The sequence below is a fragment of the Nevskia sp. genome (genome assembly GCF_023266035.1).
Classification (GTDB): domain Bacteria; phylum Pseudomonadota; class Gammaproteobacteria; order Nevskiales; family Nevskiaceae; genus Nevskia.
This window is the reverse complement of the sequence record NZ_JAHFRY010000005.1, coordinates 15086-29861: the sequence shown is the minus strand read 5'-3', so window position 1 is coordinate 29861 and position 14776 is coordinate 15086. Positions and strand designations below refer to the sequence as shown.

13 protein-coding genes are annotated in these 14776 nt (G+C 65.8%); 9 read left to right on the top strand and 4 right to left on the bottom strand.

Annotated elements, in window-relative coordinates; translation table 11 throughout:
• Nucleotides 1-9 precede the first annotated feature (9 nt).
• Nucleotides 10-4011 carry a translocation/assembly module TamB domain-containing protein gene (locus tag Q0D45_RS00950; RefSeq protein ID WP_293387356.1) on the top strand — a complete coding sequence of 1334 codons (4002 nt, stop codon included), beginning with the start codon at nt 10-12 and terminating at the stop codon, nt 4009-4011.
• Nucleotides 4012-4125: 114 nt separating this feature from the next.
• Here Q0D45_RS00950 and Q0D45_RS00945 read toward each other — a convergent pair whose 3' ends face one another.
• Nucleotides 4126-4800 carry an alpha/beta hydrolase gene (locus Q0D45_RS00945; protein WP_293387354.1) on the bottom strand — a complete coding sequence of 225 codons (675 nt, stop codon included), beginning with the start codon at nt 4798-4800 and terminating at the stop codon, nt 4126-4128.
• 116 nt (nt 4801-4916) lie between these two features.
• Between Q0D45_RS00945 and Q0D45_RS21565 the strand changes: the two genes are divergently transcribed.
• From Q0D45_RS21565 to polA, 3 genes are all read left to right on the top strand, one after another.
• Nucleotides 4917-5162 (top strand): lipoprotein, encoded by a 246-nt coding sequence (locus Q0D45_RS21565; protein ID WP_366946298.1) that lies wholly within the window; start codon nt 4917-4919, stop codon nt 5160-5162.
• An 11-nt stretch (nt 5163-5173) separates the two neighbouring features.
• Complete coding sequence (gene lysA / locus Q0D45_RS00935) at nt 5174-6421, top strand: diaminopimelate decarboxylase (RefSeq protein ID WP_293387352.1); 1248 nt, start codon at nt 5174-5176, stop codon at nt 6419-6421.
• A gap of 72 nt (nt 6422-6493) precedes the next feature.
• Nucleotides 6494-9328 carry a DNA polymerase I gene (gene polA / locus Q0D45_RS00930; protein ID WP_293387350.1) on the top strand — a complete coding sequence of 945 codons (2835 nt, stop codon included), beginning with the start codon at nt 6494-6496 and terminating at the stop codon, nt 9326-9328.
• A gap of 426 nt (nt 9329-9754) precedes the next feature.
• Here the strand turns inward: polA and yihA are convergent, their stop codons facing one another.
• Nucleotides 9755-10354, bottom strand: a complete 600-nt coding sequence (gene yihA / locus Q0D45_RS00925; RefSeq protein WP_293387348.1) for a ribosome biogenesis GTP-binding protein YihA/YsxC — start codon at nt 10352-10354, stop codon at nt 9755-9757.
• A gap of 176 nt (nt 10355-10530) precedes the next feature.
• Here yihA and Q0D45_RS00920 point away from each other — a divergent pair, with 176 nt between their 5' ends.
• From Q0D45_RS00920 to Q0D45_RS00910, 3 genes are all read left to right on the top strand, one after another.
• A complete protein-coding gene (locus Q0D45_RS00920) occupies nt 10531-11160 on the top strand; it encodes a c-type cytochrome (protein ID WP_293387346.1) in 630 nt (209 codons plus the stop codon).
• An 18-nt stretch (nt 11161-11178) separates the two neighbouring features.
• Nucleotides 11179-11829: a thiol:disulfide interchange protein DsbA/DsbL gene (locus Q0D45_RS00915; protein ID WP_293387344.1), complete on the top strand. Its 651-nt coding sequence runs from the start codon at nt 11179-11181 to the stop codon at nt 11827-11829.
• A 130-nt stretch (nt 11830-11959) separates the two neighbouring features.
• Nucleotides 11960-12277, top strand: coding sequence for a hypothetical protein (locus Q0D45_RS00910; protein ID WP_293387342.1), 318 nt, complete (start codon nt 11960-11962; stop codon nt 12275-12277).
• 12 nt (nt 12278-12289) lie between these two features.
• Here Q0D45_RS00910 and apaG read toward each other — a convergent pair whose 3' ends face one another.
• Both apaG and sufT read right to left on the bottom strand, forming a co-directional pair.
• Nucleotides 12290-12673, bottom strand: a complete 384-nt coding sequence (gene apaG / locus Q0D45_RS00905) for a Co2+/Mg2+ efflux protein ApaG (protein ID WP_293387340.1) — start codon at nt 12671-12673, stop codon at nt 12290-12292.
• Nucleotides 12670-13218 (bottom strand): putative Fe-S cluster assembly protein SufT, encoded by a 549-nt coding sequence (gene sufT, locus Q0D45_RS00900; RefSeq protein WP_293387338.1) that lies wholly within the window; start codon nt 13216-13218, stop codon nt 12670-12672. The genes apaG and sufT overlap by 4 nt, the downstream gene beginning before the upstream one ends.
• A 188-nt stretch (nt 13219-13406) precedes the next feature.
• Here sufT and Q0D45_RS00895 point away from each other — a divergent pair, with 188 nt between their 5' ends.
• Both Q0D45_RS00895 and purE read left to right on the top strand, forming a co-directional pair.
• Nucleotides 13407-14153 carry an SIMPL domain-containing protein gene (locus Q0D45_RS00895; RefSeq protein ID WP_293387336.1) on the top strand — a complete coding sequence of 249 codons (747 nt, stop codon included), beginning with the start codon at nt 13407-13409 and terminating at the stop codon, nt 14151-14153.
• A 147-nt stretch (nt 14154-14300) separates the two neighbouring features.
• Nucleotides 14301-14768 carry a 5-(carboxyamino)imidazole ribonucleotide mutase gene (purE, locus tag Q0D45_RS00890; protein WP_051144382.1) on the top strand — a complete coding sequence of 156 codons (468 nt, stop codon included), beginning with the start codon at nt 14301-14303 and terminating at the stop codon, nt 14766-14768.
• Nucleotides 14769-14776 lie beyond the last annotated feature (8 nt).

The following is a 14776-nucleotide window of genomic DNA, read 5'->3' as shown; positions in this document are numbered from 1 at the left end:
GACAGCGCCATGGAAAGCCCGCCGCCGCGGCCGCCATCGCGCTCACCTGTGCGCTGGGGGCGCTGGCTGTTCGCCGCGCTGAGCGTGCCGGTGCTGCTGCTGATCGCCGCGCTGATCTTCGTCATCGGCAGCGAACGCGGCCTGCGTTTCGGCCTGGCGCAGCTCAGCAGCCTGAGCGGCGGCATGATCACCGTCGGCCGCGCCAATGGCCGGCTGCTCGACAACGTCGAGCTGCATGACTTCCGCTACACGAGCAGCAGCGGCCTGCTGGTCACCATCGGCCGGCTGAAACTGCGCCACCAGCCGGGCAGCCTGCTGCGCGGCCGTCTGCATGCGGAGCTGATCGAGATCGACGCGCTGGCGGTGACGCCAGGCCGGCCGGCCGAGCCGGTACCAGCGCCGACGCCGACCCGGCTCCCGGCACAGTTGCCGGTCGATGTGGTCATCGACAGCGCGAGCCTGACCGGCTTCGTGCTGCACGCCTCGGCCGATGCGCCAGCCGGCAGCCCTGACGTCATGGTGATCGACAGCACCCGTCTGATCGCCAGCTGGCTCGGCAGCCAGCTCAGCATCACCACGCTTACGACCAGCGGCCTGCCGATCACCGGCCCGCTGCAGGCGAAGGCCGAAGCGCAGATGGGCGCCGAGCAGATCGATTTCCAGCAGCTCACCGTGACCGGCGACGATCCGGCGGCGGACGGCTACCGCCTGCACGCCAAGGGCCGTTATGGCCTGAACGCGGTGGCCAGCGCGCTGAAGCTGGAGTGGACCGGCCTGCACTGGCCGCTGGTGCTCGAAGACCAGCAGCCTCCGATGGTCAGCGACCTGATCGGCGCCGCGACTTTCGACGGCAGCCTCGACGACTACCGCTACACCCTGGCGACCAGCGCGACGATGCAGGCGTTCTCGGCGAAGCTCGCCACTGGCGGCAGCGGCAGCCTGGTCAGCGCCAAGATCGACTCGCTGACGCTCGACGCCCTGCCGGTGGCACTCGCGGCGAAAGACAACAAGCGCAAGGCCGCGCCGCAACCCGGTTCGATCAAGGCCAGCGGCGAAGTGCGCTGGTCGCCGGCGCTGTCGGCGGAGATCGTCGCCCGCTTCGAGCATGTCGATCCCTCGTGGTTCGTCGCCGATTTTCCGGGTGATCTGAACGGCCGGATCACCACCACCACCAAGATGATCGGCGAGGAACCGCAGATCGCTTTCGATGGCCGCTTCGAGAATTCCTCGCTGCGCGGCCAGCCGTTCAGCCTCGATGCCAACGGGCTCACCGATACCCGTGAAGCCCAGCTCGAAGCGCTGAAGCTGGTCGCTGGCAAGGGCAAGGTCGAAGCCAGCGGCAAGGTCCGCTGGGCACCGGAACTGAAGCTGAACTTCCAGGCGCTGATCAGCCATCTCGATCCCGGCCTGATCGCACCCGACTGGCCGGGCGACATCAACGGCAAGGTGCTGATCGCCACCGACGATGCCAGCGCAGCGCCGCTGCGCTTCGACGCGCTGATCGATCAGTCCCGCCTGCGCAAGTATCCGCTGAAGCTCGCCGCCGTCGGCAGCGCGCTGATTGCTCCGGAAAATACGCTGGTCACGCTCGACACCGTGCAGCTGGAAACCGGCGGCACCAAGTTGAATCTGTCCGGCCAGCCAACGCCGCCGTTCGCGCTGCGCGGCAGCTTCAACAGCCCGGATCTGGCCGCGCTGCTGCCCGAGCTGCGCGGCCGCGCCGCGTTCGATTTCGCCCTCGACGGCAGCATCGAGCAGCCGCATCTGGTCTCCAAAGGCGAGCTCGGCAACATCGTGTTCGGCGAGCAGACCGTGCAGCACCTGAACTGGACGGCGGACCTCGATCCGCTGATCCCCACCTCGAACCTGAAAGTGACGCTGCGCGAGGCCAATGTCGGCCTGAAGATCGCCAGCGCCAGCCTGACCGCCACGGGACAGGAGGTCTATCACGGCGTGGTGCTCGAAGCCGCAACCGAGCGCGGCGGCGCCAAGCTCGGTCTGCAGGGCGGTTATGACCGCGTGCGCGGCGAGTGGGGCGGCGAATTGAACCAGCTGTCGCTGGCGCCAGATGGTCTGTCGGCCTGGGCGCTCGACAAGCCGGCCGGCATCCTGGTCGGCGAGAAACGGCGCGCGCTGGAACTGGCCTGCCTGACCGGCACGGACGGACGCGCCTGCTTCAATCTCGAACAGAACGTGCTGGCCGATGGTGCCCGCGTCGGCTGGAACATCGATCGTCTGCTGCTCGCAGCACTGCAGCCGTTCCTCGATCCGAAGATGCGCATCAGCGGCAGCATCGACGGCAGCGGTTCGATCGATTTCACCAGCGGCAATCTGCAGAAGGCGGAGGCGGCGTTGAATCTCCGAGACGCCTCGCTGCAACTGCCGGACGCACCGCTGCTGAAACTGGAGACCGGCAGTGTGCAGGCGCACCAGATCGCGGGTCGGCTCGAAGCGACGGCGGATCTGAAGATGGCCGGCGCGTCGCTGGAAGCGAAACTCGACGCCGCCCCGGGCGATGACTTCAAGGCGCGCGCGCTCGGCGGCAGCATCCGCCTCGAGGTGCCGAGCCTCGCGTTCCTGGAACCGCTGCTGCCGCAGCTCGACAAGCTCGACGGTCGGCTGGCAGGCGATTTCGCCCTGTCCGGCGTGGTTGGCGAACCGCGCCTGGAAGGCGATCTGAAGCTCAGCGACGGCCGCGCCAAGCTGGTCATCGCCGGCATCGACGTCACCGATATCGCGCTGCAACTGCATGCACGGAATCAGGCACCGCTGGCGCTGGAGGGCAGCCTGAATTCAGGCGGCGGCAGCTTGAATATCGCCGGCACGCTGGACCCGTACTCGACGCCGCTGTCCGCCGATTTCACCATCAAGGGCAAGGACGTGCAGGCGATGAACACCGCCGAAGCGCGTGCCTGGATCGACGCTGACCTGCGCCTGATCCGCAATGCCGAAGGCGCCCGTCTGACCGGCGAACTCGGCGTGCCGCGTGCCGACATCACGCCGAAGGGTCTGGGCGGCGACAGCGGTATCGATGCCAGCGAAGATCAGGTTCTGGTCGGCGTCGTGGTGCCGCCGAAGGAAGTGCCGCTGCCAGTGTTCGTCGAACTGCGCCTGACCTTGGGCGACAAGGTGCGCATCGAGGGCTTCGGCCTGAAGACGCGCATCGAAGGCGGTGTGACCGTGTCCCAGCGGCCCGGCTTCGATGCGCTCGGCCGCGGCGAGCTGCGCCTGATCGATGGCCGCTATCAGGCTTACGGCCAGGATCTGAGCATCGAGACCGGGCGGCTGATCTTCAGCGGCGGGCCGGTCAAGACGCCGGCCGTCGATCTCTACGCCACCCGTCAGCCGCGCGAGGACATCAAGGTCGGCGTGCGGGTGCGCGGAACGCTGGCCAAGCCGGAGCTGAGCCTGCAATCGAGCCCGACATTGCCGCGCGAACAGCAGCTGAGCTGGCTGGTGCTCGGCCGTTCGCTGGAAACCAGTTCGTCACAGGATCGCAGCATGGTGTCGAGCGCCGCACTCAGTCTCGGCCTCGGCGGCGGCGACTATCTGGCCGGCCTGCTCGGCAAGAAAGTGGGGCTCGACGAGCTGTCGGTCGGCAGCGCCACCGGCACCAACTCCGAGGTGGCCGCGAACGCCCAGAGCATCAGCGGCTCGCAAAGCACCAGCGGCGCCGATGCCAGTGCCCAGGCTGCCCAGCTGACCCTCGGCAAGTATCTGACGCCGAAACTGTTCGTCAGCTACGGCATCAGCCTGTTCCAGGAGGGCTACACGTTCCGGATGCTGTACACGCTCGGCCGCGGTTTCAAGCTGTCGACCGAAAGCGGCACCGCCAGCGGCGGCGATCTCATCTACACCACCGAACGCGGCTTGCAGAAACCAGCCAGCAACCCGCGGCCCGGTGTCGATGCCGTGCCCAGTGCCGGGCCGGCGCCGGACCCGGAACGCAGCCCGGATGCCGTCAAGCCCAAACCGGTGCTGGAGCGCGAGCCGGAGCCTGCCAAGCCGTAGGGCGGGAAAGCGCCGAGCAATTGCTCGGCCACCGCGCATCCCGCCGACTTCGGTGCAGCTCACCCGCGTCGCCCATCTTTCAGCCGGCATCGAACCCGGCAGCTTGCACCCGCCCTACACCAGCACCTTGGCCAGCCAGGTCGAGATGTCGTCGACTTCCTCGGCGCAGACCGAGTGGCCCATCGGGTATTCGCGCCAGTCGATCTTCAGGCCCCAGCCGCGCAGGCCGTCGCGGCTGCCGGTGCCGAGCGTGAGCGCCAGCACCGGATCGGCGGTGCCGTGGCACATCAGGATCGGCGTCGCCTTGCCGGCTTCGGTCAGCTCTTTCGGCAGCGTGTCGTGCAAGGGCAGATAAGTCGACAGCGCCATGGTGCCGGCCAGTGGTTCGGCGAGTCGGCAGGTGGCGTGCAGCGCGATCGCGCCGCCTTGGGAAAAGCCGGCGATGACGATGCGCTTCGCGGCGATGCCGGCCTTGCGCTGCTCCGCGATCAGCGCCATCAAGGTCGCTGCCGAGGCGCGGATGCCCGCATCGTCCTGCTGATCGCTGCGGGTCAGGCTCTTGATGTCGTACCAGGCGCGCATCCGGGCACCGCCGTTGAGGGTGACCGCGCGCATCGGTGCATGCGGAAAGATGAAGCGGGCCTCGATGCCGGCCGGCAGGCTCAGCTCGGGGACGATCGGCACGAAGTCATGGCCATCGGCACCCAGGCCGTGCAGCCAGATCACCGCGGCGTTGGCGGGCGCTGCCGGTTCCAGCGTGACGGCGGCTTCGGTTTCGGTCTTTTTCACGCGGGAGTTCCTGAAGTTTTCGGTTCGGCCGCGATTGTGTCGGCGCGCAGGGGCCACGGCAACGGCTGCTAAACTCTTGGCCGCTGTTTTGCCATCGCATCATTCGGGGTTCTTCGATGTCTGCTCGCGCGCTGCTCGCCGTTTCGCTGCTTGCCACGCTGGCCCTGAGCCAGGTTCTGGCCGGCTGCGGCCAGACCGGCCCGCTGCATCTGCCGGCCGATGCGCCGGCTGGCGAGGGCTACCTGATCGGCAGCAATCCGAACGTCAAGAAGAAAGCCGACGCCAAGCCCGCTGCCGCTCCCCCGGCCGCCGCAACGCCTGCCGCCGCTCCAGCCGAAGCACCCGCCTCGACCACACCCTGATCGCGTCATCCATGGACTCATTCGAATACCGCGACGGCGCGCTGTGCGCCGAAGCCGTGCCGCTGTCGGCGATCGCCGCCGCTCATGGCACGCCGACCTACGTCTATTCCCGCGCCGCGCTGGAACGCCACTACCGCGCCTTCGATGAGGCGCTGAACGGCGTCGAGCATCGTGTCTGCTACGCGGTGAAAGCGAACTCCAACCTCGCCGTGCTGCAGGTGCTGGCCCGGCTCGGTGCCGGCTTCGACATCGTTTCCGGCGGCGAACTGCAGCGCGTGCTCAAGGCCGGTGGCGATCCGGCGAAAGTGGTGTTCTCCGGCGTCGGCAAGACCGCGGCCGAGATCGAGCTGGCGCTGAAGGTCGGCATCTACTGCTTCAACGTCGAGTCGGAAGTCGAGCTGCATCGCCTGTCGGCACTGGCGACGAAGCAGGGCAAGACCGCGCGCATTGCCTTCCGGGTCAATCCGGATGTCGATGCCAAGACCCATCCGTACATCTCGACCGGGCTCAAGGAAAACAAGTTCGGCGTCGACATCGCCGAAGGCGAACGCCTGTACCAGCTCGCCGCGAGCTTGCCCGGCATCGCCATCGACGGTGTTGCCTGTCACATCGGTTCGCAGCTGCTGGAGCTGTCGCCGTTCCTCGATGCCCTGGATCGGGTGCTGGCGCTGATCGATCGGCTGGCCGAGCGCGGCATCGTGCTGCATCACATCGATGTCGGCGGCGGCCTCGGCGTGCGCTATGACGATGAAGTGCCGCCCACGCCGCTGCAATGGGCCGCGGCGATCAAGCCGAAGCTCGCCGGCCGCAAGCTGGTGGTGATGACCGAACCGGGCCGCGCCATCGCCGGCAATGCCGGCGTGCTGCTGACCCGGGTCGAGCTGCTGAAGCCGGGTGCGCACAAGAACTTCGCGATCATCGATGCCGCGATGAACGATCTGATCCGGCCCAGCTTCTACGATGCCTGGCATGCAGTGCTGCCGGTCGCGCAGGACAGCACGACCGTCGCGAAGACCTGGGATCTGGTCGGCCCGGTCTGCGAGACCGGCGACTGGCTGGCTCGCGATCGCCAACTGGCACTGGCCGAAGGTGATCTGCTGGTCTTCCGCACCGCCGGCGCCTACGGCTTCACGATGAGCAGCAACTACAACTCGCGCGGCCGCGCCGCCGAGGTACTGGTCGATGGTGACACCCTGCACCTGGTCCGCGCGCGGGAAAGCTTCGACGATCTGGTGCAGAACGAGACGCTGCTGCCCTGATCGCCGGAGTTGTCGCCCGGTTCATCGGGCCGCTGAGTTAGGCTTTGCGGCCGTGAACCCGAGGCTGTCGCGATGACGAAAGACCCTGCTGCCAAGCCCCTGGTGCTGATCGACGCTGCCGGCTGGCTGTTTCGCGCCTATCACGCGCTGCCGCCGCTTTCGAACCCGCGTGGCGAGCCGACCGGGGCTATTTTCGGCATGGTCAACATGCTCAAGCGCCTGCAGAAGGACTATGCGCCAGAGCGCATCGCGGTGATCTTCGACGCGCCGGGCAAAACCTTTCGCGAGGACATCTATCCGGCCTACAAGGCCAATCGTGATGCGACACCGCCGGACCTGCTGCACCAGTGGCCGATCATCGTCGAGATGGTCAAGGCGATGGGCCTGCCGGTGCTGTCGGTATCCGGTGTCGAAGCCGATGACGTGATCGGCACGCTGACCCGGATCGGCGAAGCCGCCGGCCACGAGGTGCTGATCGTCACCAGCGACAAGGACATGGCGCAGCTGGTCAACGAGCGCGTGAAGCTGGTCGACACCATGAAGAATCGGGTGATGGACCCGGCCGGCGTGGTCGAGAAGTTCGGCGTGCCGCCGGAACGCATCGTCGATTACCTGGCACTGATCGGCGACACCAGCGACAACATTCCGGGCGTGCCGAGTGTCGGCCCGAAAACCGCCGCGAAGTGGCTGACCGAGTACGGCTCGCTGGACGCGATCATCGCCCGGGCCGAAGAGATCAAGGGCAAGGTCGGCGAGAAGCTGCGTGATGCGATCCCGCAGATTCCGATGTCGCACGATCTGGCAACGATTCGCTGCGATGTCGAGCTGCCGCTGAAGCTCGAGGAACTGGTGCCGGGTGCGCCGGACATCGACAAGCTGGCGACGATCTATCGCAATTCCGGCTTCCATCGAGCACTGGAAGAACTCGGCAATCTACCGCCGTCGGCATCTGCCGCGGCCGTCCCCGCGGCAGCCGCGGGCGACAGCTCGCAGACTGAACTGACGGTGCTTCCCGAGTTCAGCCCGGAATCGGTTTCGGAGGTTGTCGAACTGCCGGCATCGGCCAAGACCCAGGCCGTCGCCGTCCTCGACGAAGACGCGCTGGCCGACATGATCGCCAAGCTCGAAGCCGCCGAGCTGATCTGCGTCGATACCGAAACCGATGCGCTTGACGCGATGCAATCCGGCCTGGTCGGTCTCGCGTTCGCGACCGAAGCCGGCCACGGCTGGTATGTACCGCTGACCCATGACTATCTCGGCGCGCCGCAGCAGCTTGATCGCGCGGCCGTGTTGAAACGCGTCAAGCCGCTGCTTGAAGATCCGAACAAGCCGAAGGTCGGCCAGCACATCAAGTACGACCTGAACGTGCTGGCGCGCCACGGCGTCAATGTGCGCGGCGTGGCTTTCGACACCATGCTGGAAAGCTATGTGCTCGATGCCGCCGGCAATCGCCACGACATGGACACGCTGGCCGAGCGCTACCTCGGCCACAAGACCATTTCCTTCAGCGAGGTGGCCGGCAAGGGCAAGAGCCAGATCACCTTCAACCAGGTGGCGATCGAGGAAGCGACGCAGTACTCGGCCGAGGACGCCGACATCACCTTGCGCCTGCATCAGACGCTGTATCCGAAGATCGCGGCGGAAGCGTCGCTGAAGTCGGTGTTCGACAGCATCGAGATGCCGCTGGTGCCGGTGCTGGCGGCAATGGAATTTGCTGGCGTGAAGGTCGATGCGCCGCTGCTGGTCAAGATCAGCGGCGAACTGGCGCGGCGCATGGACGAGCTGCAACTGGAGGTGTTCAAGGCCGCGGGCGGCGAGTTCAACCTCGGCTCGCCGAAGCAGCTGCAGATCATCCTGTTCGATCAGCTGAAGCTGCGGGTGGTCAGCAAGACGCCGAAGGGCGATCCGTCGACGGCCGAGAACGTGCTCGAGGAACTGAGCAGCGAGCATCCGCTGCCGCGCCTGATCCTCGACTGGCGCGGCCTGGCCAAACTGAAATCGACCTACGCCGACAATCTGCCGAAACAGGTCAATCCACAGACCGGGCGCATTCATACGTCTTACCACCAGGCGGTAGCGCAGACCGGGCGGCTGTCGTCGAACGATCCCAACCTGCAGAACATTCCGGTGCGTACTGCCGATGGTCGGCGTATCCGCCAGGCGTTCATCGCCGAGGACGGCAACGCGCTGCTGTCGATCGACTATTCGCAGATCGAACTGAGGCTGATGGCGCATTTCTCCGGCGACGAGCGCCTGCAGGACGCGTTCCGGCGCGGCATCGACATTCATCAGGCGACTGCCGCCGAAGTGTTCGGCCAGCCGCTCGATCAGGTCAGCGCCGAATCGCGGCGCTCGGCGAAAGCGATCAACTTCGGGCTGATCTATGGCATCTCGGCCTTCGGCCTGGCCAAGCAGCTCGGCATCGGCCGCGGCGACGCGCAGGACTACATCGACCGCTTCTTTGCCCGCTATCCGGGCGTCAAGCGCTTCATGGAGACGACCAAGGCACAGGCCCACGAACTCGGCTACGTCGAAACCATGTTCGGACGTCGTCTGTATCTGCCGGAAATCCAGAGCCGCAACGCCGCGCAGCGCCAGTACGCCGAGCGCACCGCGATCAACGCACCGCTGCAGGGCACCGCGGCCGATCTGATCAAGCGGGCAATGATCGATGTCGCGGCCTGGCTGCCGGCCCACGCGCCGGACCTGCGGATGATCCTGCAGGTGCACGACGAACTGGTGTTCGAGGGGCCGCGCGCGCAACTTTCCGAGCTGGGGCCGACGATCGCTTCCCGGATGTGCCAGGCCGCGCAGTTGGCGGTGCCGCTGGTTGCCGACTGGGGCATCGGCGCGAACTGGGATGCCGCCCATGTCGCGACCGGTCATGCGAGCAGTGCGGCGAGCTGAGTTTTTACCGGGCTGGGGACGTCAGAAACGACAAGGCCGGCCCCCCCCGGGACCGGCCTTTCACAGCTTTGCAGCGCCACAACCCCAAAATTCCGAAAATACTTCGAAAAACAATTCTTTCAAAATCCGCCACTTGCGATCTTTTTGAAAGAATTTTCGACTTTCGCCGAATTTTTTCGCAACTCCCGCCGAACTAATTCCACGGGCCCCAGTCTGATATTGCGAATGGTGACTCCCTTCCCATTCTCCGCCCCCACTCCCTGGGCGGATGCCCCTCCGGCTCCCCCAAGCCGGAAATCGTTGCCCGGTGGATTCCCCCGATCCACCGGGCATTTTTTTGCCCGGCGATCAGCGGCCAGTGCCCGATGCTAATCGAGCGCAGGCAAAGCTGCCAATCCGTTCAGGCTGGTTGTAATTGCCCGGGTGTCATTCGGCTTCGTCGACCGGCTCCGAAACAGGCGCTGCGAACCCCAGCCAGTCATCGAGCCGTGCACGCGCTTCGTCAACGCCAGTCTTGGCGGTCGCCGAAAACATCTGCGTGGTCATGTTGGGATCGAAGTCCTTCAACTCGCGCTGCACTTTCAGCATGGTGTTCTTGGCGGCGCCGTAGCTGAGCTTGTCGGCCTTGGTCAGCAGCACGTGGGCATTGAGCAGGCGATCGCGACACCATTCGAGCATCTGCACGTCCAGCTCGGTCAGCGGATGGCGTATGTCCATGACCACGATGATGCCTTTCAGCACGTCGCGCTTCTCGACATAACAGCCCACCAGCTGGCCCCAGGCATTGCGGACTGCGATCGGCACCTGGGCGAAGCCGTAGCCGGGCAGATCGATGAGGCGGGCGCGATCCTCGATGTCGAACAGATTGATCAGCTGGGTGCGACCCGGCGTTTTCGACACGCGCGCCAGTCCATGCTGCTGGCAGATGACGTTCATCGCACTCGACTTGCCGGCGTTCGAGCGGCCTACCAGCGCCGCTTCCGGCCAGCCGTCCGTCGGCAGCTGGCTCAGCTGGGCAGCGGACATCCGGAACCTCGCCCGGGCGTAGATATTCGGCGGCGGGGTCGGGGCCGGCTCTTTACTCGCCGCTTTCCTTATTGCTTTCGTTGTACCGGGGGTCATCGTGTAAGATTCGCGTTCCAATTGATCATTATGCGCGTAGTGCGGCCTGCACCACGCGCCTTTGCCTGCCGGAGTGTTTCATGAAGCGTGTACTGCTCGCCCTCGCACTGTGCGTCCCTGTCGCCGCGTTTGCTGAAGGCGCCGCCCAGGATCCGTTCGTCAAGGGCGATGCTGCCGCCGGCGCGACCAAGGCTGCTGTCTGCGGTGCCTGCCACGGCGCCGGTGGCAACGGTGGTGTCAATCCGGAGTGGCCGAAGCTCGCCGCCCAGGGTTCGAAGTACGTTCACAACCAGCTCGTCGCCTTCAAGGGCGGCAAGCGTGCCAACCCGGTGATGGCTGGCCAGGCGGCAGCGCTGTCGGATCAGGACATGGCCGATCTGTCCGCTTACTTCGCTGCCCAGCCCGCCGTGCCGGGCGTCGCCAGCGAAGCCTCGGTGCCGGTTGCCCAGAAGCTGTATCGCGCGGGTGATGCTGCACGCGGCCTGGCGGCCTGCTCGGCCTGCCACGGCCCGACGGGCGCGGGCAATCCGGCAGCGGCCTATCCGCATATCGGCGGCCAGAACAGCGGCTACGTGGCGACCCAGTTGCGCGCTTATCGCGCCGGGGAACGCGGCAAGGAAGGCAATGGTCTGATGATGGCCGCCGTTGCGAAGCATCTGACCGATGCCGAGATCGACGCGCTGTCTTCCTACCTGTCAGGCCTGCAATAAGGCCACCCAAGGAGCCTCATGCGTACCCTCAAGAACTTCCTCGCTGGCGGCCTGCTGGCCACGCTTACCTTGTTCAGCGTTGCCTGCAGCGCCGCTGACAGCACTCCGTCCGGTGATTTCCAGCTGGGCAGGGACTACACCGAAGTGCCGTCGCCTCAGAAGCCGGCAGATTCGAAGCGGATCACGGTGGAGGAGTTCTTCTGGTACGGCTGCCCGCATTGCTTCGCGCTGGAACCAACCATCGAAGCCTGGCTGAAGACCAAGCCGGCCGATGTCGATTTCATCCGCGTGCCGAACACGCTGGGACGTCCGGAAGGCGAAGTGCATGCTCGCGCGTTCTACATCGCCCAGACGCTCGGCATTCTCGACAAGACCCACAAGCCGCTATTCGCAGCGATTCACGAGCAACACCAGCAGATGGCGTCGCTGGAAGCGATCCGCGAGCTGTACGTAGCCGTCGCCGGCATCAAGCCGACTGATTTCGATGGCATCGCCGCCAGTTTCGTCGTCGATTCCGGCATGCGCCGCGGCGAAGCGCTGGCTCGCACCTACGTGATCCGCAGCGTGCCGATCCTGATCGTCGGTGGTACCTACGCGGTTCCGGGTTCGCCGACCGCTGCGAAGACCGTCGATTTCCTGATCGACAAGATCCGCAAAAGCCGCAAGTAAGTACTAGATCCCCAAGCTCCGAGCACAGAGCCTGGGGATTTAACTGTGGGAACGGCCGGCTCTCGCTGACGGTCTTAATCGTGTTGTCCGCATCATCTTCGATGCGGCCATGACGGAGGAGAACCCCGCGATGAACAGAATCCTTGGCCGCCAGCTGCTGGCCAGCCTTGCGCTCAGCACACTGATGCTTGCCGGAGCGTTTGCGGCTGAACCGGCAAGCCCGTCGATCCCGACCGATTCAACTCCCGCCAGGAACGACGGCGACGCCGAAACCCGTCAGCCGAATTGCGTGCGCGATACCGGCACCCGGATCAAATCGAAGAAGCGTGACTGCCTTGGTGTTGCCGGGCGCAGCTACAGCGCCGAGGAACTGAGGCAGACCGGCGAGACCAATCCGCTGGATGCGCTGCGCCGCATGGACCCGAGCATCACCGGTTCGGTTCGCTGAAGCGCGTTCGCGTCAGTTGAGAACGCGCGGCACTGCGAGCCGGAACGGCTCGATCAGCGCATCGAAGTTGTCGCCACCATCAGTGACCATCTGGTAGCTGCCATGCATGGTGCCGACCGGCGTGGTCAGCGGGCAGCCGCTGGTGTACTGGAACTGCTCACCGGGTTCGAGCTTGGGCTGAAAGCCGATCACGCCCGGGCCGCGCACTTCCTCGGTCTTGCCTTCGCCGTTGGTGATGATCCAGTGCCGTGACAGCAGCTGCACGGTCTCGTCGCCATCGTTGCGGATCGTCACCTGATAGCTGAACAGGTAGTGCGAACGCGAGGGCTCGGACTGCTCCGGCACATAGCGGGGCGCCACGATCACGCGTACGCCGCGGGTCAGGGTGTCGGTCACAGGAAGCCCGCCTGCAGCTTGGCCGCGTCGCTCATCATGTCTTGCGTCCACGGTGGATCAAAGGTCAGCTCGACGTCCGCCTCGCGCACCATCGGCACTTGCAGCGCCTTGGTCTTGACGTCGTTGACCAGCACATCGCCCATGCCGCAGCCGGGCGCGGTCAAGGTCATCACCACGTGCAGCTTCCAGCCCTCGTCGGCGGCCGGTTCGAGACGGCAGTCGTAGACCAGGCCGAGCTCGACGATGTTGATCGGGATTTCCGGGTCGTAGACCGTTTCCAGCTGCTTGCGCACGGCGGCGGTCACTTCCTCTTCGCTGGCATCGGCTGCAAGAACGATGTCGCCGGTAGGCTCGAAACCGAGCGCATCGGCATCCTTGCCATCGATGCGGAACAGATGGCCCTGCACCTCGACCGTATAGCTGCCGCCCAACGCCTGGGTGATCGTGGCATCCGCGCCCTCGGGCAGCTCGACCCGCGTGCCGGCGGGAATCAGCACGCCGATCACTTCTCGGCTCAGGATCACGGTTTGGTGCATGTACGACATGGGCAGCTCAGGCTCGGAATCAAACGCAGGCACGCCGGACATCCGGGCGTATCCCATCAAGTTTAGCCCTTGTCTCCGAACGCCGGGGATTCGTGAACTTGGCCTGAGCTCGAAAGCAAAGCCGCGCTTGCCGTTCGCGGCCGGGCGTTGCAGCATCCGGGCTCGTTCCGAAGACTGCCCGAACTGCCATGCGCCCCATTACTGCTTCCGCGGCCCTGTTGAGCTGTGTCTTTCTCGTCGCCACCTCGCTGCCCGTGTCCGCCGATACCTTGCCGGACCGTCGCTCGGTCAATGTCAGCGGTCGCGGTGAAGTGACCGCCACGCCGGATCGCGCCCGCATCTCGATGCAGGTTGAAACCACCAAGCTCGATCTGCGCGCCGCGCAGGATCAGGTCAGCCGCATCGTTCGCGACTATCTGGCGCAGGTGAAGGCGCTGGGCATCGCCGATGCCGACATTTCGACTGCCGGCCTGAGCATCCAGCCGCAGTACGACTACAGCTTGCCTAAGGGCGGGCGCAAGTTTCTCGGTTACCAGCTGACGCGCGGCATCGAGATCGTCGTGCGTGATCTCGACAAGATCGGCGACGTGCTGCTGAAAGCGACGACTGCCGGCATCAACAACGTGTCGGACCCGCAGCTGGAATCGTCGAAAGCCGAAGCGCTGACCCGCGAAGCGCTGGCCAAGGCGGCCGAAGACGCGCGCGCCAAGGCCAAGGTACTGGCCGATGCGCTGGGCGTGAAACTCGGCGCCGTGCACACGCTGAATGCCAATGCCGAGTTCGTGCCGGCGCCGATGGCGCAGAAGGCCCGCTTCTCGGTGATGGCCGCTGCCGATGCAGCGCCGGAGTCCGGCAACGAAGCACTCGGCTTCTCAGCCGGGCAGATTCGCTACAACGCCAGCGTCAACGCCGATTTCGACCTCATCGCGCCCTGATTCCAGCGCGATCGTCTCTCACCGGCGACAAGGTGCGGTTTGCCCGCGCCGGTGAAATAATCGCCGCCCCCTAGCACTAGCCGTCACCGGAATTCCCGCAACGTGTCCGAACCTGCGCCTAAGCCCTCGCCACTGGTGGGCGTCATCATGGGGTCCCGCTCCGACTGGGAGACGATGGAACACGCGGCGCGCATGCTCGGCGAGCTCGGCGTGCCCTACGAAACCCGCGTGGTTTCCGCGCATCGCACGCCGGATCTGCTGTTCGACTACGCCGGCAACGCCGCTGCCCGCGGCTTGAAGGTGATCATCGCCGGCGCTGGTGGCGCCGCTCATTTGCCGGGCATGGCGGCCTCGAAGACGCGCCTGCCGGTGCTCGGTGTGCCGGTGCAGTCGCGGATGCTGTCGGGGGTCGATTCGCTGCTGTCGATCGTGCAGATGCCTGCGGGTATTCCGGTCGCCACCTTGGCGATCGGCGCTGCCGGTGCGACCAATGCCGCGCTGCTGGCCTGCGCGATTCTGGCGACGGCTGATCCGGTGCTGGCCGCCAAGCTCGACGCCTTCCGCGCCGCCCAGACTGCGAAAGTGCTGAACGACGGCGCACTGCCGCTGCCCTGATCCGCGAC